At 59.7% G+C, this 14605-nt stretch carries 11 protein-coding genes; 4 read left to right on the plus strand and 7 right to left on the minus strand.

What is annotated here, in order from left to right:
- The first annotated feature begins 4 nt into the window (after positions 1-4).
- The 4 genes from CQ009_RS22990 to lpxC all read left to right on the plus strand — a co-directional run bounded on the left by CQ009_RS22990 (position 5) and on the right by lpxC (position 4434).
- Positions 5-871, plus strand: coding sequence for a cell division protein FtsQ/DivIB (locus tag CQ009_RS22990; protein ID WP_064392861.1), 867 nt, complete (start codon positions 5-7; stop codon positions 869-871).
- A gap of 15 nt (positions 872-886) precedes the next feature.
- The gene (gene ftsA, locus CQ009_RS22995; RefSeq protein ID WP_008082764.1) at positions 887-2146 is read left to right on the plus strand and encodes a cell division protein FtsA; all 1260 of its coding nucleotides are present in this window, start codon (positions 887-889) and stop codon (positions 2144-2146) included.
- A 67-nt stretch (positions 2147-2213) separates the two neighbouring features.
- Complete coding sequence (gene ftsZ / locus CQ009_RS23000) at positions 2214-3410, plus strand: cell division protein FtsZ (RefSeq protein ID WP_007916986.1); 1197 nt, start codon at positions 2214-2216, stop codon at positions 3408-3410.
- A gap of 112 nt (positions 3411-3522) precedes the next feature.
- Positions 3523-4434 carry a UDP-3-O-acyl-N-acetylglucosamine deacetylase gene (gene lpxC / locus CQ009_RS23005; RefSeq protein ID WP_007916984.1) on the plus strand — a complete coding sequence of 304 codons (912 nt, stop codon included), beginning with the start codon at positions 3523-3525 and terminating at the stop codon, positions 4432-4434.
- A 176-nt stretch (positions 4435-4610) separates the two neighbouring features.
- On the opposite strand, the gene CQ009_RS23010 is transcribed toward lpxC, so the two are convergent.
- The 7 genes from CQ009_RS23010 to CQ009_RS23040 all read right to left on the minus strand — a co-directional run.
- Entirely contained in the window at positions 4611-6119 is a 1509-nt protein-coding gene (locus tag CQ009_RS23010) for a sensor domain-containing diguanylate cyclase (RefSeq protein ID WP_105708802.1), read from the minus strand.
- A 146-nt stretch (positions 6120-6265) separates the two neighbouring features.
- Complete coding sequence (locus CQ009_RS23015) at positions 6266-7582, minus strand: OprD family porin (RefSeq protein WP_105708807.1); 1317 nt, start codon at positions 7580-7582, stop codon at positions 6266-6268.
- A gap of 197 nt (positions 7583-7779) precedes the next feature.
- Positions 7780-8001, minus strand: coding sequence for a hypothetical protein (locus CQ009_RS23020; RefSeq protein WP_064392859.1), 222 nt, complete (start codon positions 7999-8001; stop codon positions 7780-7782).
- Between the two features lie 403 nt (positions 8002-8404).
- Positions 8405-9769 (minus strand): heavy metal sensor histidine kinase, encoded by a 1365-nt coding sequence (locus tag CQ009_RS23025; protein ID WP_105708803.1) that lies wholly within the window; start codon positions 9767-9769, stop codon positions 8405-8407.
- Complete coding sequence (locus CQ009_RS23030) at positions 9759-10436, minus strand: heavy metal response regulator transcription factor (RefSeq protein ID WP_007916978.1); 678 nt, start codon at positions 10434-10436, stop codon at positions 9759-9761. Before CQ009_RS23030 ends, CQ009_RS23025 begins: the two co-directional genes overlap by 11 nt.
- 8 nt (positions 10437-10444) lie before the next feature.
- Positions 10445-13546, minus strand: coding sequence for a multidrug efflux RND transporter permease subunit (locus CQ009_RS23035; RefSeq protein ID WP_105708804.1), 3102 nt, complete (start codon positions 13544-13546; stop codon positions 10445-10447).
- Positions 13543-14605 (minus strand): efflux RND transporter periplasmic adaptor subunit (locus tag CQ009_RS23040; RefSeq protein ID WP_105708808.1); only part of this gene is annotated, 1063 nt, incomplete at its 5' end. The genes CQ009_RS23035 and CQ009_RS23040, both read right to left, overlap by 4 nt.

Consider the following 14605-nt stretch of genomic DNA (forward strand, 5'->3'; position numbering starts at 1 on the left):
GACGATGCAAGGCGCTCAGCTCCGACATCAGCCTCCCGCACCCGGCCGCAAGCCGGTGCCGCGGGGTGCCAGCCGCATGGTGGCGAAAGAGCCGATGTCCGCGCGCCTGCCGAAAGCCAATTTCGGCTTCGTGAAAAGTCTGTTCTGGCCGGTGCTGCTGGTCGTGCTGGGTTTTGGTACGTACGAAGGCGCAACGCGTTTGCTCCCGTACGCCGACCGGCCGATCACCAAGATCGCCGTGCAGGGCGACCTGAGCTACATCAGTCAGCAAGCGGTGCAGCAACGAATCGCCCCGTACGTGGCGTCGAGCTTCTTCACCATCGACCTCGCCGGGATGCGCACCGAGCTTGAGCAGATGCCCTGGATCGCCCACGCCGAAGTGCGTCGGGTATGGCCGGACCAGGTGGTGATCCGCCTCGAAGAGCAACTGCCGGTGGCGCGTTGGGGCGACGAGTCGTTGCTCAACAACCAGGGCCAGGCGTTTACGCCCAAGGAACTGGCGAACTACGAACACCTGCCCCAGCTGTTCGGCCCACAACGGGCCCAGCAGCAAGTGATGCAGCAGTACCAGGTGCTGAGCCAGATGCTGCGGCCGTTGGGCTTCTCGATTGCGCGCCTGGAATTGCGTGAACGCGGGAGCTGGTTCCTGACCACCGGTGCCGGCAGTTCCGGCCCCGGCATCGAGCTGCTGCTGGGACGCGGCAACCTGGTGGAAAAGATGCGCCGCTTCATCGCCATCTATGACAAGACGCTTAAAGACCAGATTACGAACATTGCGCGCATCGATCTGCGCTACGCCAACGGCCTCGCTGTTGGCTGGCGGGAACCTGTAGCGCCGACGACAGCCCAACCCGCTGTCGCAAAGAATTAAGAAGAGGCAGGACCCATGGCAAACGTGCAAAGCGGCAAAATGATCGTCGGTCTCGATATCGGCACCTCCAAGGTGGTGGCGCTGGTCGGCGAGGTCTCCGACGACGGCTCGCTGGAAATCGTCGGGATCGGTACCCATCCGTCCCGTGGCCTGAAGAAGGGCGTGGTGGTGAACATCGAGTCCACCGTGCAATCGATCCAGCGTGCGATCGAAGAAGCCCAACTGATGGCGGGCTGCCGCATTCACTCGGCGTTCGTCGGCGTGGCGGGCAATCACATCCGCAGCCTGAACTCCCACGGCATCGTCGCGATCCGTGATCGCGAAGTCAGCTCGGCCGACCTGGAGCGCGTGCTCGACGCTGCTCAGGCTGTGGCGATACCGGCTGACCAGCGCGTGCTGCACACCCTGCCGCAGGATTACGTGATCGATAACCAGGAAGGCGTTCGTGAGCCACTGGGCATGTCCGGCGTACGTCTGGAAGCCAAGGTTCACGTGGTCACCTGCGCCGTCAACGCCGCACAGAACATTGAAAAATGCGTGCGTCGCTGCGGTCTGGAAATCGACGACATCATTCTCGAGCAACTGGCCTCGGCCTACTCGGTACTGACCGACGACGAGAAAGAACTGGGCGTGTGCCTGGTCGACATCGGCGGCGGCACCACCGATATCGCGATCTTCACCGAAGGCGCGATCCGTCACACCGCGGTGATCCCGATTGCCGGTGATCAGGTGACCAACGACATCGCCATGGCGTTGCGCACCCCGACCCAGTACGCCGAAGAGATCAAGATCCGTTACGCCTGCGCCCTGGCCAAACTGGCCGGTGCCGGTGAAACCATCAAGGTGCCGAGCGTGGGCGACCGTCCACCGCGTGAACTGTCGCGTCAGGCCCTGGCTGAAGTGGTCGAGCCGCGTTACGACGAACTGTTCACGCTGATTCAGGCCGAGCTGCGTCGCAGCGGCTACGAAGACCTGATCCCGGCCGGCATCGTCCTCACCGGCGGTACCTCGAAGATGGAAGGTGCCACTGAACTGGCCGAAGAAATCTTCCACATGCCGGTTCGTCTGGGCGTGCCGCACGGCGTCAAAGGTCTGGATGACGTGGTGCGCAATCCGATTTATTCCACTGGCGTTGGCTTGTTGATGTACGGCCTGCAAAAGCAGTCCGACGGGATCTCGTTCTCGGGCATCGGCAGCCGCGACAGCTACAGCAACGAAGAGCCACAGGCGCCGTTGCTGGACCGATTGAAGAAGTGGGTTCAAGGCAACTTCTAAAGCTTTACCGCAGCACCGCAACAAACAGCAGTAGGCGAAAAAACTAGAGAATGTAAGGAGAGGGAAAATGTTCGAACTCGTAGACAACATCCCCGCAAGCCCGGTAATCAAAGTTATCGGTGTTGGCGGTGGCGGCGGCAACGCTGTCAATCACATGGTCAAGAGCAACATCGAAGGCGTTGAATTCATCTGCGCCAACACTGATGCTCAAGCGCTGAAAAACATCGGCGCGCGGACCATCCTGCAACTGGGCACCGGCGTGACCAAAGGTCTGGGCGCCGGCGCCAACCCTGAAGTAGGTCGTCAGGCCGCTCTCGAAGACCGTGAGCGCATTGCCGAAGTCCTGCAGGGCACCAACATGGTGTTCATCACCACTGGCATGGGCGGCGGTACCGGTACCGGTGCTGCGCCGATCATCGCCGAAGTGGCCAAGGAAATGGGCATTCTGACCGTTGCTGTCGTAACGCGTCCGTTCCCGTTCGAAGGCCGCAAGCGTATGCAGATTGCCGACGAAGGCATCCGTATGCTCTCGGAAAGCGTCGACTCGTTGATCACCATTCCTAACGAGAAGCTGCTGACCATCCTCGGTAAAGACGCGAGCCTGCTGTCGGCTTTCGCCAAGGCAGACGATGTACTAGCCGGTGCCGTTCGCGGTATCTCCGACATCATCAAGCGTCCGGGCATGATCAACGTCGACTTCGCCGACGTACGTACCGTGATGAGCGAAATGGGCATGGCGATGATGGGCACTGGCTGCGCCAGCGGTCCGAACCGTGCACGTGAAGCAACTGAAGCGGCAATCCGCAACCCGCTGCTGGAAGACGTGAACCTGCAAGGCGCACGCGGCATCCTGGTGAACATCACCGCCGGTCCTGACCTGTCTCTGGGTGAGTACTCCGACGTGGGTAGCATCATCGAAGCCTTCGCTTCCGAGCACGCGATGGTCAAGGTCGGTACCGTTATCGATCCGGACATGCGCGACGAGCTGCACGTGACTGTGGTTGCCACCGGTCTGGGCGCGAAAATCGAGAAGCCTGTGAAGGTCATCGACAACACCGTTCATACCTCCATGGCTTCCGCCCAGGTGCAACAACCGGCTGCGGCCCGTCAGGAAGCGCCAGCGGTCAACTACCGTGATCTGGACCGTCCGACCGTCATGCGCAACCAGGCTCAGGCCGGTGCTGCGGCTGCCGCGAAGATGAATCCGCAAGATGATCTGGACTACCTGGACATCCCGGCATTCCTGCGTCGTCAGGCCGATTGATGGAATGTATCAGGGCTATGAAGGTGATTGGTGTTCAGCAAAGGCATGGTCTGCTATCATCGCCAGCCTTTGTTGATACCAGTTCGCAATTTGCGCTGAAGCGGCCCAAGCCATGATTAAACAACGCACACTGAAAAATATTATCCGTGCCACAGGTGTAGGCCTGCACTCCGGTGAGAAGGTCTATCTGACCCTCAAGCCTGCGCCTGTCGACACTGGCATTGTGTTTTGTCGCGCTGACCTCGACCCTGTGGTGCAGATTCCTGCCCGCGCGGAAAACGTCGGTGAAACCACTATGTCGACGACGCTGATCAATGGCGACGTGAAAGTGGACACGGTAGAGCACTTGCTCTCGGCCATGGCTGGCCTGGGCATCGATAACGCCTACGTCGAGCTCTCCGCGTCCGAAGTCCCGATCATGGATGGCAGCGCTGGACCCTTCGTATTCCTGATTCAATCGGCAGGCCTGGAAGAACAGGACGCCGCCAAGAAATTCATCCGCATCCTGCGTGAAGTGACAGTGGAAGACGGCGACAAGCGCGCCACTTTCGTCCCTTTCGAAGGGTTCAAGGTGAGCTTCGAGATCGATTTCGATCACCCGGTATTCCGGGACCGCACCCAAAGTGCAAGCGTGGATTTTTCCAGCACTTCGTTCGTAAAAGAAGTCAGCCGCGCGCGTACCTTTGGTTTCATGAGTGATATCGAGTACCTGCGCAAGCACAACCTCGCACTCGGCGGCAGCGTTGAAAACGCAATCGTGGTCGATGCCGATGGCGTGTTGAACGAAGACGGCCTTCGCTATGAAGACGAATTCGTCAAGCACAAGATCCTCGATGCCATTGGCGACCTGTACCTTTTGGGTAACAGCCTGATTGGTGAGTTCAAAGGCTTCAAGTCCGGTCATGCACTGAACAACCAGCTGCTGCGCAAGTTGATTGAGCAGACAGACGCTTGGGAAGTGGTGACGTTCGAAGACGCCAGCACCGCACCAATCTCTTACATGCGCCCGGTTGCGGCGGTGTAAGTAAAAAACCTCTCTAGTTTTTTGAAGGCCATCCTTGGATGGCCTTTTTTTATGCCCTTGGTTTTTGTGTTGCCTGGGCCGGCCTCATCGCGAGCAGGCTCACTCCTACATTTGGAATGCATTCCCCTGTAGGAGTGAGCCTGCTCGCGATAGGGCCGGTGAAGCCAATACACCTGTCAGGCAGCCACCACCACCCGGTTACGCCCACCTTCCTTGGCCTGATACAACGCCTTGTCCGCCGCAAACAGCAACTGTTCCAGCGTCATCTCGCTCGCCGCCGTCCACGTCGCGATGCCAATACTCACCGTCATCGGCCGCTCGGCCCCATCGACCAGCGGCAACTGCTCCACCGCCTGACGAATATGCTCGGCAATCTGCTGCGCGCCATGACCGTCGGTCTCGGCCAGAATCACTGAAAACTCCTCGCCGCCATAACGCGCGACCAGATCCGCCGGTCGCCGGACATTTTCAGTGATGACACGGGCCAGCGTCTTCAGCGCCTGATCTCCGCCCAGATGCCCATGTCGATCATTGAACGCCTTGAAGTGGTCGGCATCGATCATCATCACCGACATCGGTTTGCCTGAGCGCTGGGCGCGGAACCATTCGTGACGCAACGCCTGATCGAGCATCCGCCGATTGGCGACGCCAGTCAGCGCATCGGTAGCGGCCAATTGCGCCAGTTCGTGCTCGGCGCGCTGACGTCGGCGCAACTCACGGACCAGCAGCCAGGTCAGCCACAGCAAACCCACGCACAACACGCCCGTGGCACCACTGATCAACAACGCGGTGCGGCGCCAAGTGCCGAATACCTCATCGCTGGACAGCGCGACCATCACGGTCAGCGGCAAATTGCCGACTCGCGAATAGGTATAGAGACGCTGTTGATGATCCATGCTCGAAGTACTGGTGAAACTGCCATTGCCATCCTTGTCGCGCAGAATCCGTATCACGTTGGGTCTGTTACCGAAGCTTTTGCCGATGGAATCGCTTTGCAGATAGGGCTTCTGCGCCAGCAGAACACCGTCGTTATCGATGATGTTCAGCGTGCTGTCTTTACCGATGTCGAGGCTGTTGAACAACTGATCGAAGTAGTCGAGTTTCATCGACGCCACGGCCACACCGGCGAACTCACCGGTTTGCGAGGAAATACGCCGACTGAAGCTGATGCGCCACTGGTTGGCCTCGTCGCAGTCGCAACGGGTCTTGAACGGGCGGCTGATAAACATGCCGACATCGCGATTGAAGGCGTGGGCGAGGAAGTAGTCGCGGTCGGCGAAATTGCCCGGTTTCGGTTCGACCCGCGAAGAGTCGGCGAGCACGTCGCCGTGTTTGTCGAGGAGCAGGATGTCGCCCTTGAAGCGTGCCGTGGTCGAGCGGTCGAACAGCGCCAGATGGCGGATCTGCGGCGAGACATTTTGCAGGTCATCACGCTGCGCGGCGGCGATCAGACCTTGCAGCGTCAAGTCGTACAACTCGACCGTGCGCAGCACATCGGCGTCGATCAGTTGCGCAATGGTGGTGGCGCTGCGGGTCGCCGATTCCTGCGCGTTGGCGTGCTCACGGATCAGCAGGAAGGTGACGATGCATAGAATCGCGATCACGGTCAGCGAACTGCCGCAGATCAGCAGCAACTCGGGGCGTCCGGTCTTGCCCGCAACGGGTGGGGTACGGCTCGCGATCATGATTGGATATCGGTTGGAGGGAAGTCTTATAAGCGTAGTTGCACGAGTTCAGTGACGGTATTCCACTGTGGGAGCAAGCTCGCTCCCACAGGGTTGGTAATTGTTTGAGCTATCGGAGTCAGTCTGCAGTCAGCTTAGCGTCGATCTTAGAAGACGTTGATCGGGTAGTCGATGATCATGCGGTATTCATCTGTGTCCGAATCAATTGCACCGTAACCGTTGCCGCCACGGTTGCTCGCCCATTGCAGGTGCACCGCCAGATCCTTGGCCTGACCGCTCTGCACGACGTATTTCAGATCGAGGTCGCGTTCCCAGTGTTTGGCGTTGCGGCCATCGACGCTGTACCAGTTGGAATAGCCTTTGCTGTCGGCGTCGGCCTTGGTCAGATCCACCGTGCCGCGCGAGTAGGAGACAGACGAAGTCAGCCCCGGCACGCCGACGCCGGCGAAATCATAGGCGTACTTGAGCTTCCACGAGCGCTCGTTCGGGCCGTTGAAGTCGGAGTACTGCTGGGAATTGTCGAGATAAACGCTGTCGCCCTGGCTGATGTAGTCGAATGGGGTGTTGCCATTGACCCGCTGATACGCGGCGGTAACGCTGTGATTACCGACGCCCACGGTGAAATGCAGGCTGTAGGTGTTGTTGTCGATGTTGCCCAACAGCGCATCACCGGTGTCTTGCGTGTGATAGAAGTGCAGGCCCGGGTTGAGGCTGACCAGATCGTTCAATTGCCAGGTGTAATCCAGGTCGTAGTAGTACTGGTTCCAGATGTCCTTGAGCTCAGAGGCATAAAGACTGCTGGTCAGGCCTTCGACACCGCTCCAGGCCACACCGGCCCAGTTCAGGTGCTGGCTCTCGTCGCCATCTGCCAATGTTCCGTAGGACGTGCCGATGCGTGTGTGACCGCTTTGGTTGTAAGGCTTGGTAAAACTCGCTTGACCACCTTCAATCAACCAGCCATCGAAGCTGTGGTTGCTCAGGCTCACACCACGAAAAGTCTGCGGCAGCATGCGCGTTTCACCGCCGGCAATCACCGGGTTGGTGAGGAACAGATCACCGGCCTTCAATTCGGTATCGAATGCGCGCATTTTCAGTGTGCCGCCCGCCGTGGAGAACGTGCCCGGCGCTTTGCCGTTACCGTCGCTGACCGGCAGGATGCTCGAGCCGTCCGTGCCGCCACCACCGTCGAGTTTCAACCCGAGCATGGCGTGGGCATCAATGCCGAAACCGACCGTGCCTTCGGTGTAACCCGATTTGAATACGCCGAGAAAGCCCTGGCCCCACTCGATGTTGTCGTCCGCTTTCTGCAAGCGGTTGCGATTCATGTAGTAGTTGCGGGCGTTTAGGTTGAGGCTCGAACCTTCGACGAAGCCTTGTTTGGCAGGCTCATCAGCCTGAGCGACGGGCACAATCGTTGCGGCAATTGCAATGAACAGCGGGGTGAAACTGACTGGGTAACGCACGTGCAATGGAGCTCCTTGGGTCAACTGGCGCCTCTATATTTTGAGGCGCTCGATGTTTCTTGTTGTTACAGACGAACCAAACGGCTTTCAGACCACAACGAAAAAAGGCCGCTGAAAGGCAGCGGCCTGGAATGACGACGGTTGAACGGGAAGAGCCAAACAACCGCGTCGAGGGAAACGTTGGCGCGATGCGCGACTCAGCTGTCTTTCTCGGACGATTGAATCTGGGAAGTGGCAGCCTGCGGGGCTTGCGAGGTATTTTGCGCCTTGGCCATCACTTCAGCCTGATACTGATCGTAAGCCTGAGCGCGAGCGACGTTGTGCGCTACGAACGACTGCGATTCTTCAGCCATCGCCATCGGCGACAGGATCAATGAGGACAAAACGAACGCGCTGGCAATACCCATACTGTTGGACATCTTGAAAACCTTCTCGCTTGGCGAGTGCTGTTTGGTGCGGGCAAAGATAAGGTTGCCGGGCGTTGGGAAACAGCGTGATTTTCATAAATGACTGTTACAGCAAGAGCAAAAATCACCCCCTCACCCCAGCCCTCTCCCCCAAGGGGGCGAGGGGGAAGGGAGCAGATCTCCATGCTCTTCAAAGCCTGAGTTCGACTGGATATTTCAATGCCAGTCAAAAGCCCCTCACCCCAGCCCTCTCCCGGAGGGAGAGGGAGCTGACCGAGGTGTCTGGCGTTGTACATCGACCTGAAAGATCCAGTCGATTATGGATTCGGTGAATCAAGATCAGGTCGGTGCACATCTGCAGCATCCCCCAATCAGTCCCCTCTCCCTCTGGGAGAGGGTTAGGGTGAGGGGCTTTTCAGACCGGCAAATAAATCCCGAAAGTATTCATCCCCCGATCACTGCGCACAAACACATCCCCACCATGCATCAGCGCAATCGCCTTGACGATCGCCAGCCCCAACCCATGGTTATTGCCACTGTTACTGCGCGACGCATCCACCCGATAAAAGCGCTCGAACAACCGTGGCAAATGCTCGCTGGCAATCGGCGTTCCGGGGTTGGCAACACCGATACTCACCTGATGCTCTTCAACCTCAATAAGCACCTCGATCACCTGTCCCGGCCCGGTGTGCTGCACTGCATTGCTCAGCAAATTGATCAGCGCCCGGCGCAAATGCGCGACCTCGATCTGCACCAGCGCATCACCGCTGACTTGTACTTCAACCTGTGCGTCCTCAAGGATGAAATCCAGATATTCCAGCGTCGTTGCCACCTCATCCGCCAGCGAAGTGGACGTGAGTTTGGTCGCCTTGTTGCCCTGATCGGCACTGGCCAGAAACAACATGTCGTTAATGATCGAGCGCAGCCGTTCCAGCTCTTCCAGATTGGATTGCAGCACTTCGAAATAGTGTTCGGCAGAGCGCCCACGGGTCAGCGCCACTTGGGTCTGGCCGATCAGATTGGTCAGCGGCGAACGCAGCTCGTGGGCGACATCGGCGTTGAACGATTCCAGCCGCGAGTAGGCCTGCTCAACCCGCTCCAGCGTCGAGTTGAACGAGTCGACAAATTGCTCAAGCTCCGGTGGCAGCGGCGACAGACGCAAGCGCCCGGCGCGAAGGGGTGGCGCCAGTCGTTGAGCTTCATGGGACAGCTTGATCAACGGCTTGAGGCCGATCCGCGCCACCCAATAACCCAGTGCCGAGGCCATCAGCACACCGACAATCGCCAGGCCGATCAATGCGATCAACAGGTTGTGCTGCGTCTCATGAAACGTCTCGGTATTGATACCGATCATGAAGCGCAGCGGTGGGCGCTGATCTTTGGCCGGAAATTCACTCACCAGCACTTTCAGTGGATAAGGCTGCCCCGGCAATTGCAGATCGCGCATGCCCAGCGGCCCATTGGTGATCTCGCGGATCTGCGGCGTAAGGTTGCCGTATTCGTATTGCGGATCGCCGCTGCTGATCCAGAAACTGATGCGCTTGTCTTCTTCGCCGAGCAGCTTGAGTTTGTTGTTGATCTTCACCCAGTGTTCGGGCGTACCGAAGCGGCCAACGGTGGATTCGAGCACGCTGTAACGCGCATCCAGCTCGGCTTCCGGGAGCAATCCCAAGCCTTTGTCGACCTGTTGATACAACGCGCCGCCGATCAACAGAAACACCAGCAGCGCCACCAGCGTGAACATTCCACTGAGGCGCAAGGCAATCGAATTACTGGACACCACGGCTCTCCAGCACATAACCCATGCCGCGAATGGTGTGCAGCAGTTTCTCGTCGAACGGCCCGTCGAGCTTGGCGCGCAGGCGTTTGATCGCCACTTCGACGACATTCGCATCGCTGTCGAAATTGATGTCCCAGACCATCTCGGCAATCGCGGTTTTCGAAAGGATTTCACCTTGCCGACGGGCGAGAACGCTGAGCAGGGAAAACTCCTTGGCCGTCAGATCCAGTCGGGTTCCGGCGCGGGTGGCCTTGCGGCTGATCAAATCTATCCACAGGTCGGCGATACTCACTTGCACCGGTTCGTGGCCGCCACTGCGTCGGGTCAGCGCTTGCAGGCGCGCGACCAGTTCAAGAAAGGAAAACGGTTTGCCGAGGTAATCGTCGGCACCGTCGCGCAGGCCTTTGATGCGGTCTTCGACGCGCTCGCGGGCGGTGAGCATGATCACCGGGGTCTGCTTGCGCGCACGCAATGCGCGCAGTACGCCGAAGCCATCGAGGCCCGGCAACATGACGTCGAGGACGATCACCGCGTAGTCGCTTTCCAGCGCCAGATGCAGACCCTCGACACCGTCGCGGGCCAGATCCACGGTGTAACCCTGTTCCGTCAGACCGCGGTGCAGATAGTCCGCGGTTTTTTCCTCGTCTTCGATAATCAGAACGCGCATGACCCGCCTCAGTCTGTGGTTGCTAGCGCTGGTAATGGCGCGGGCTTAGGCCGATGGAACAGCCGCTCAAGCCATAAGTATATGACCGGCGTGGTAAACAACGTCAGCATCTGGCTGACCAGCAAACCGCCGACCACCGCGATCCCCAGCGGCTGGCGCAATTCGGCGCCGGTGCCGTAACCGAGCATTAGCGGCAGCGCGCCGAGCAGGGCGGCGAGGGTGGTCATGATGATTGGCCGGAACCGCGTGATGCACGCCTCGAAAATCGCCTCCTGCGGCGACAGGCCTCGGTGGCGCTGCGCCTCCAGAGCGAAGTCGATCATCAGGATGCCGTTCTTCTTGACGATACCGATCAGCAACACCAGCCCGATCAACGCCATGATCGAAAAGTCCTGGCCGCAGATCCACAACATGATCACCGCGCCCAAACCCGCCGCCGGCAGCGTGGAGATGATCGTCAGCGGGTGCACGAAGCTTTCATAAAGCACACCGAGAATGATGTACACCGCCACCAGCGCCGCGAGAATCAGCCACGGCTGACTGGCCAGCGAACTCTGGAACGCCTGCGCTGCGCCCTGGAAATTGCCGCTGATCGCCGTCGGCATGCCGATCTCGGCCTTGGCCTGATTGAGCAGAATTACCGCATCACCCAACGCCACACCGGGCGCGAGGTTGAACGACAGGTTGGCGGCCGGGAACATGCCGTCATGCGCGATCGACAGAGGGCCAATGGTTGGCGCATCGAATTTTGCCAACGCTGACAGCGGGACCATCTCGCCACTCAGCGGTGAGCGCAGGTAGAAATAGTTGAGGCTTTCGGCCTTGCCGCGCTGCTTGGTGTCCAGCTCCAGAATCACGTTGTACTGATTGACCTGAGTCTGGAATTCGTTGATCTGGCGTTGGCCAAAGGCGTCGTACAGCGCCTCGTCGACATCGCTGGCAGTCAGGCCGAAGCGGGCGGCGGCGCTGCGGTCGATACTGATGTGGGTGATGCTGCCGCCCAGTTGCAGATCGTTGGAAATGTCGCGGAACGCCGGGTTGCTGCGCAGTTTTTCGGTCAGGCGTTGCGTCCATGTCGCGAGGGTCGCGCCGTCGTTGCTCTTCAGCACGTATTGGTACTGCGCGCGGCTTGGACCGGAGCTGAGGTTGATGTCCTGGCCGGCGCGCAGGTAGAGGACGATGCCGGGGACTTTCATCAGTTGCGGACGGATGCGGTCGATGAACTGGCTGGCGCTGACGTCGCGGTCGCCACGTTTTTTCAGGGCAATCCAGAAGCGGCCGTTGGCGATGGTCTGGTTGCTGCCGGAGACACCGACTGAATGGGAAAACGCCTGAACCGCCGGATCAGCGGCGACGATTTCGGCCATGGCCAAGTGTTTTTTCACCATGTCGCCGTAGGAAATATCCGCAGCCGCTTCAGTGGTGCCGAGGACGAAACCGGTGTCCTGCACCGGGAAGAAACCTTTCGGGATAAAGATGTAACCGCCGATGGCCAGTGCCAGCGACAAACCGAACACGCCAATCATCAATTTCTGATGGGCGAGAGCACGGCGCAGGCCTCGTTCATACCAGCCGAGCAGGCGTTCGCTGAAGCCCGGTTTGGCGTGGGCGTGATGCACCGGTTTGCGCATGAACAGTGCGGCGAGCGTAGGCGCGAGGGTCAGCGACACCACCACGGAAATCATGATGGTTGAGGTCGCAGTCAGGGCGAATTCCTTGAACAGTCGCCCGACCACACCGCCCATGAACAGCAGCGGAATAAACGCCGCCACCAGCGAGAAACTGATCGAGACCACGGTGAAGCCGATCTCGCCGGCGCCCTTGATCGCCGCTTCGCGCATATCATCGCCGGCCTCCAGATGCCGGTGGATGTTTTCCACCACCACAATCGCGTCGTCAACGACGAAGCCAACCGCGACGACAATCGCCACCAGTGTCAGGTTGTTCAGGCTGAAACCGAGGATGTACATCAAGGCGAAACTGGCGATCAGCGATACGCCGAGCACCGCCGAAACAATCAGGGTTGCCGACAATTGGCGCAAGAACAGCGCCATCACCGCGACCACCAGCAGGATCGCGATCAACAGGGTGATTTCGACTTCATGCAGCGAGGCACGAATGGTCTGCGTGCGGTCGATCAGGGTTTTCACCTGCACCGAAGCCGGCAGCATCGCTTCGAGACCGGGCAGGGCGGCTTGAATGCGGTCAACGGTTTCAACGATGTTGGCGCCGGGCTGGCGCGAGATCACCAGGTTCACCCCGGGTTGGTCACCGGCCCACGCTTGCACGTAGGCATCTTCCGAACCGTTGACGACTTTGGCGACATCGCGCAGGTGAACCGGCGCGCCATCCTTGTAGGAAACGATGAGTTGGCTGTAGTCCTCGGGGTGGAAGAGCTGGTCGTTGGTCGACAGCGTGGAAATGCTCGATTCGCCGTACAGCGCACCTTTGGCGAGGTTGAGGCTGGTCTGCTGGATCGCCAGACGAATGTCGGCGAGGGTCAGGCCGATCGCCGCGAGTTTGTCCGCCGAAGCTTGTACGCGAATCGCCGGACGTTGCTGACCGGTGATGTTGATTTGTCCTACGCCGTCGATCTGACTGATCTGACGCGAGAGCAGGGTTTCCACCAGGTCGCTGAGTTCGGTGCCGGGCATTTGCGTCGAACTGACGCTGAGGATCAGCACCGGGCTGTCGGCCGGGTTGACCTTCTTCCACGTTGGCAGCGTCGGCATGTCCTTGGGCAGTTTGCCGGCGGCGGTGTTGATCGCCGCCTGGACTTCCTGCGCGGCAGTGTCGATGCTTTTATCGAGGGTGAATTGCAGGGTCAAAAGGCTGGAGCCGAGCGCACTGCTGGAGGTCATCTGGGTCATGCCGGGGATGGCGCTGAATTGCACCTCCAGCGGCGTGGCCACGGACGAGGCCATGGTGTCGGGGCTGGCGCCGGGCAACTGCGCGGAGACCTGAATCGTAGGAAACTCCGCTTCCGGCAGTGGGGCGATTGGTAGACGGGGGAAGGCAATCAGACCGACCAGCACCAGCGCGATGGTCAGCAGAATCGTCGCGACCGGGTGATCGATGCACCACGTAGAGACGCCTTTGTGCGCCTTCATGGTTTCGGCTCCGCTTGCACCACCTGCGCCGGCTCGGTCATGACTTGCACGGTCGAACCGGGTTTGAGCCGCGACTGGCCGTCGGTCACCAGCACGTCACCGGCCTTCACGCCTTTGATGATGTCCTGACCGCTGCCTTGGTAAACCATCTGCACTTGCACGGCTTCGACCTTGTCGCCATTCACGCGGTAAACGAAGTGTTGGTCGAGGCCACGTTGTACGACTGTCGGCGGGACGACCAGCGCATCCTTGTCGAGGGCTGTCTGAATTTTCACCGTGACCAGCAGTCCGGGCCAGAGCTTCTGGCTGGCGTTGGCGAATTCGGCCTTGGCGCGGATGGTGCCGGTGTTGGCGTTGATCTGGTTGTCGATCAGGGTCAGGTGACCTTCGCCGAGCAGGTTGCCGGTTTCGCCGTCGGTATCAGCGCCGATGTAGGCCTTGACCTGTGCGCGTTGCGGGTCGCTGATCAGGCCTTGCAGGGTCGGCAGCATTTGCTGGGGCAGCGAGAACTCGACGGCAATCGGGTCGATCTGGGTGACGGTGAACAGGCCGGCGGTGTCGGTCATGCGCAGGAAGTTGCCTTCGTCGACTGTACGAATACCGACGCGGCCGGTGACCGGGGAGCGGATCTGCGTGTAGGAAAGTTGTACTTGTGCGGAATCGATGGAGGCCTGGTTGCCTTGGGCGGTGGCTTTGAGTTGGTTGACCAGGGCTTGTTGCTGGTCGTAGGTCTGTTTCGAGATGCCGTCGTCGACGGTGAGCAGTTTGTAGCGTTTGAGGTTGACCAGGGCGACTTGCAGTTGCGCCTGGCTTTCGCCCAGTTGGGCGCGGGCCTGGTCGAGGCTGGCGCGGATGGAGCGGTCGTCGATGGTGGCCAGCAGGTCGCCTGTTTTGACGAGTTGGCCTTCTTTGACGAGGATTTTGGTGAGGATGCCGTCTATTTGTGGGCGCACCACGACGCTGTGTAGTGAGAGTACGGAGCCGATGCCGCTGGTGTAGCGGGGGACGTCTTTTTCGCTGACCGCGATGACTCGCACGGGGATGGCGGTGGGGGTGGCG

The organism is Pseudomonas sp. MYb2, from assembly GCF_002979955.1.
Classification (GTDB): domain Bacteria; phylum Pseudomonadota; class Gammaproteobacteria; order Pseudomonadales; family Pseudomonadaceae; genus Aquipseudomonas.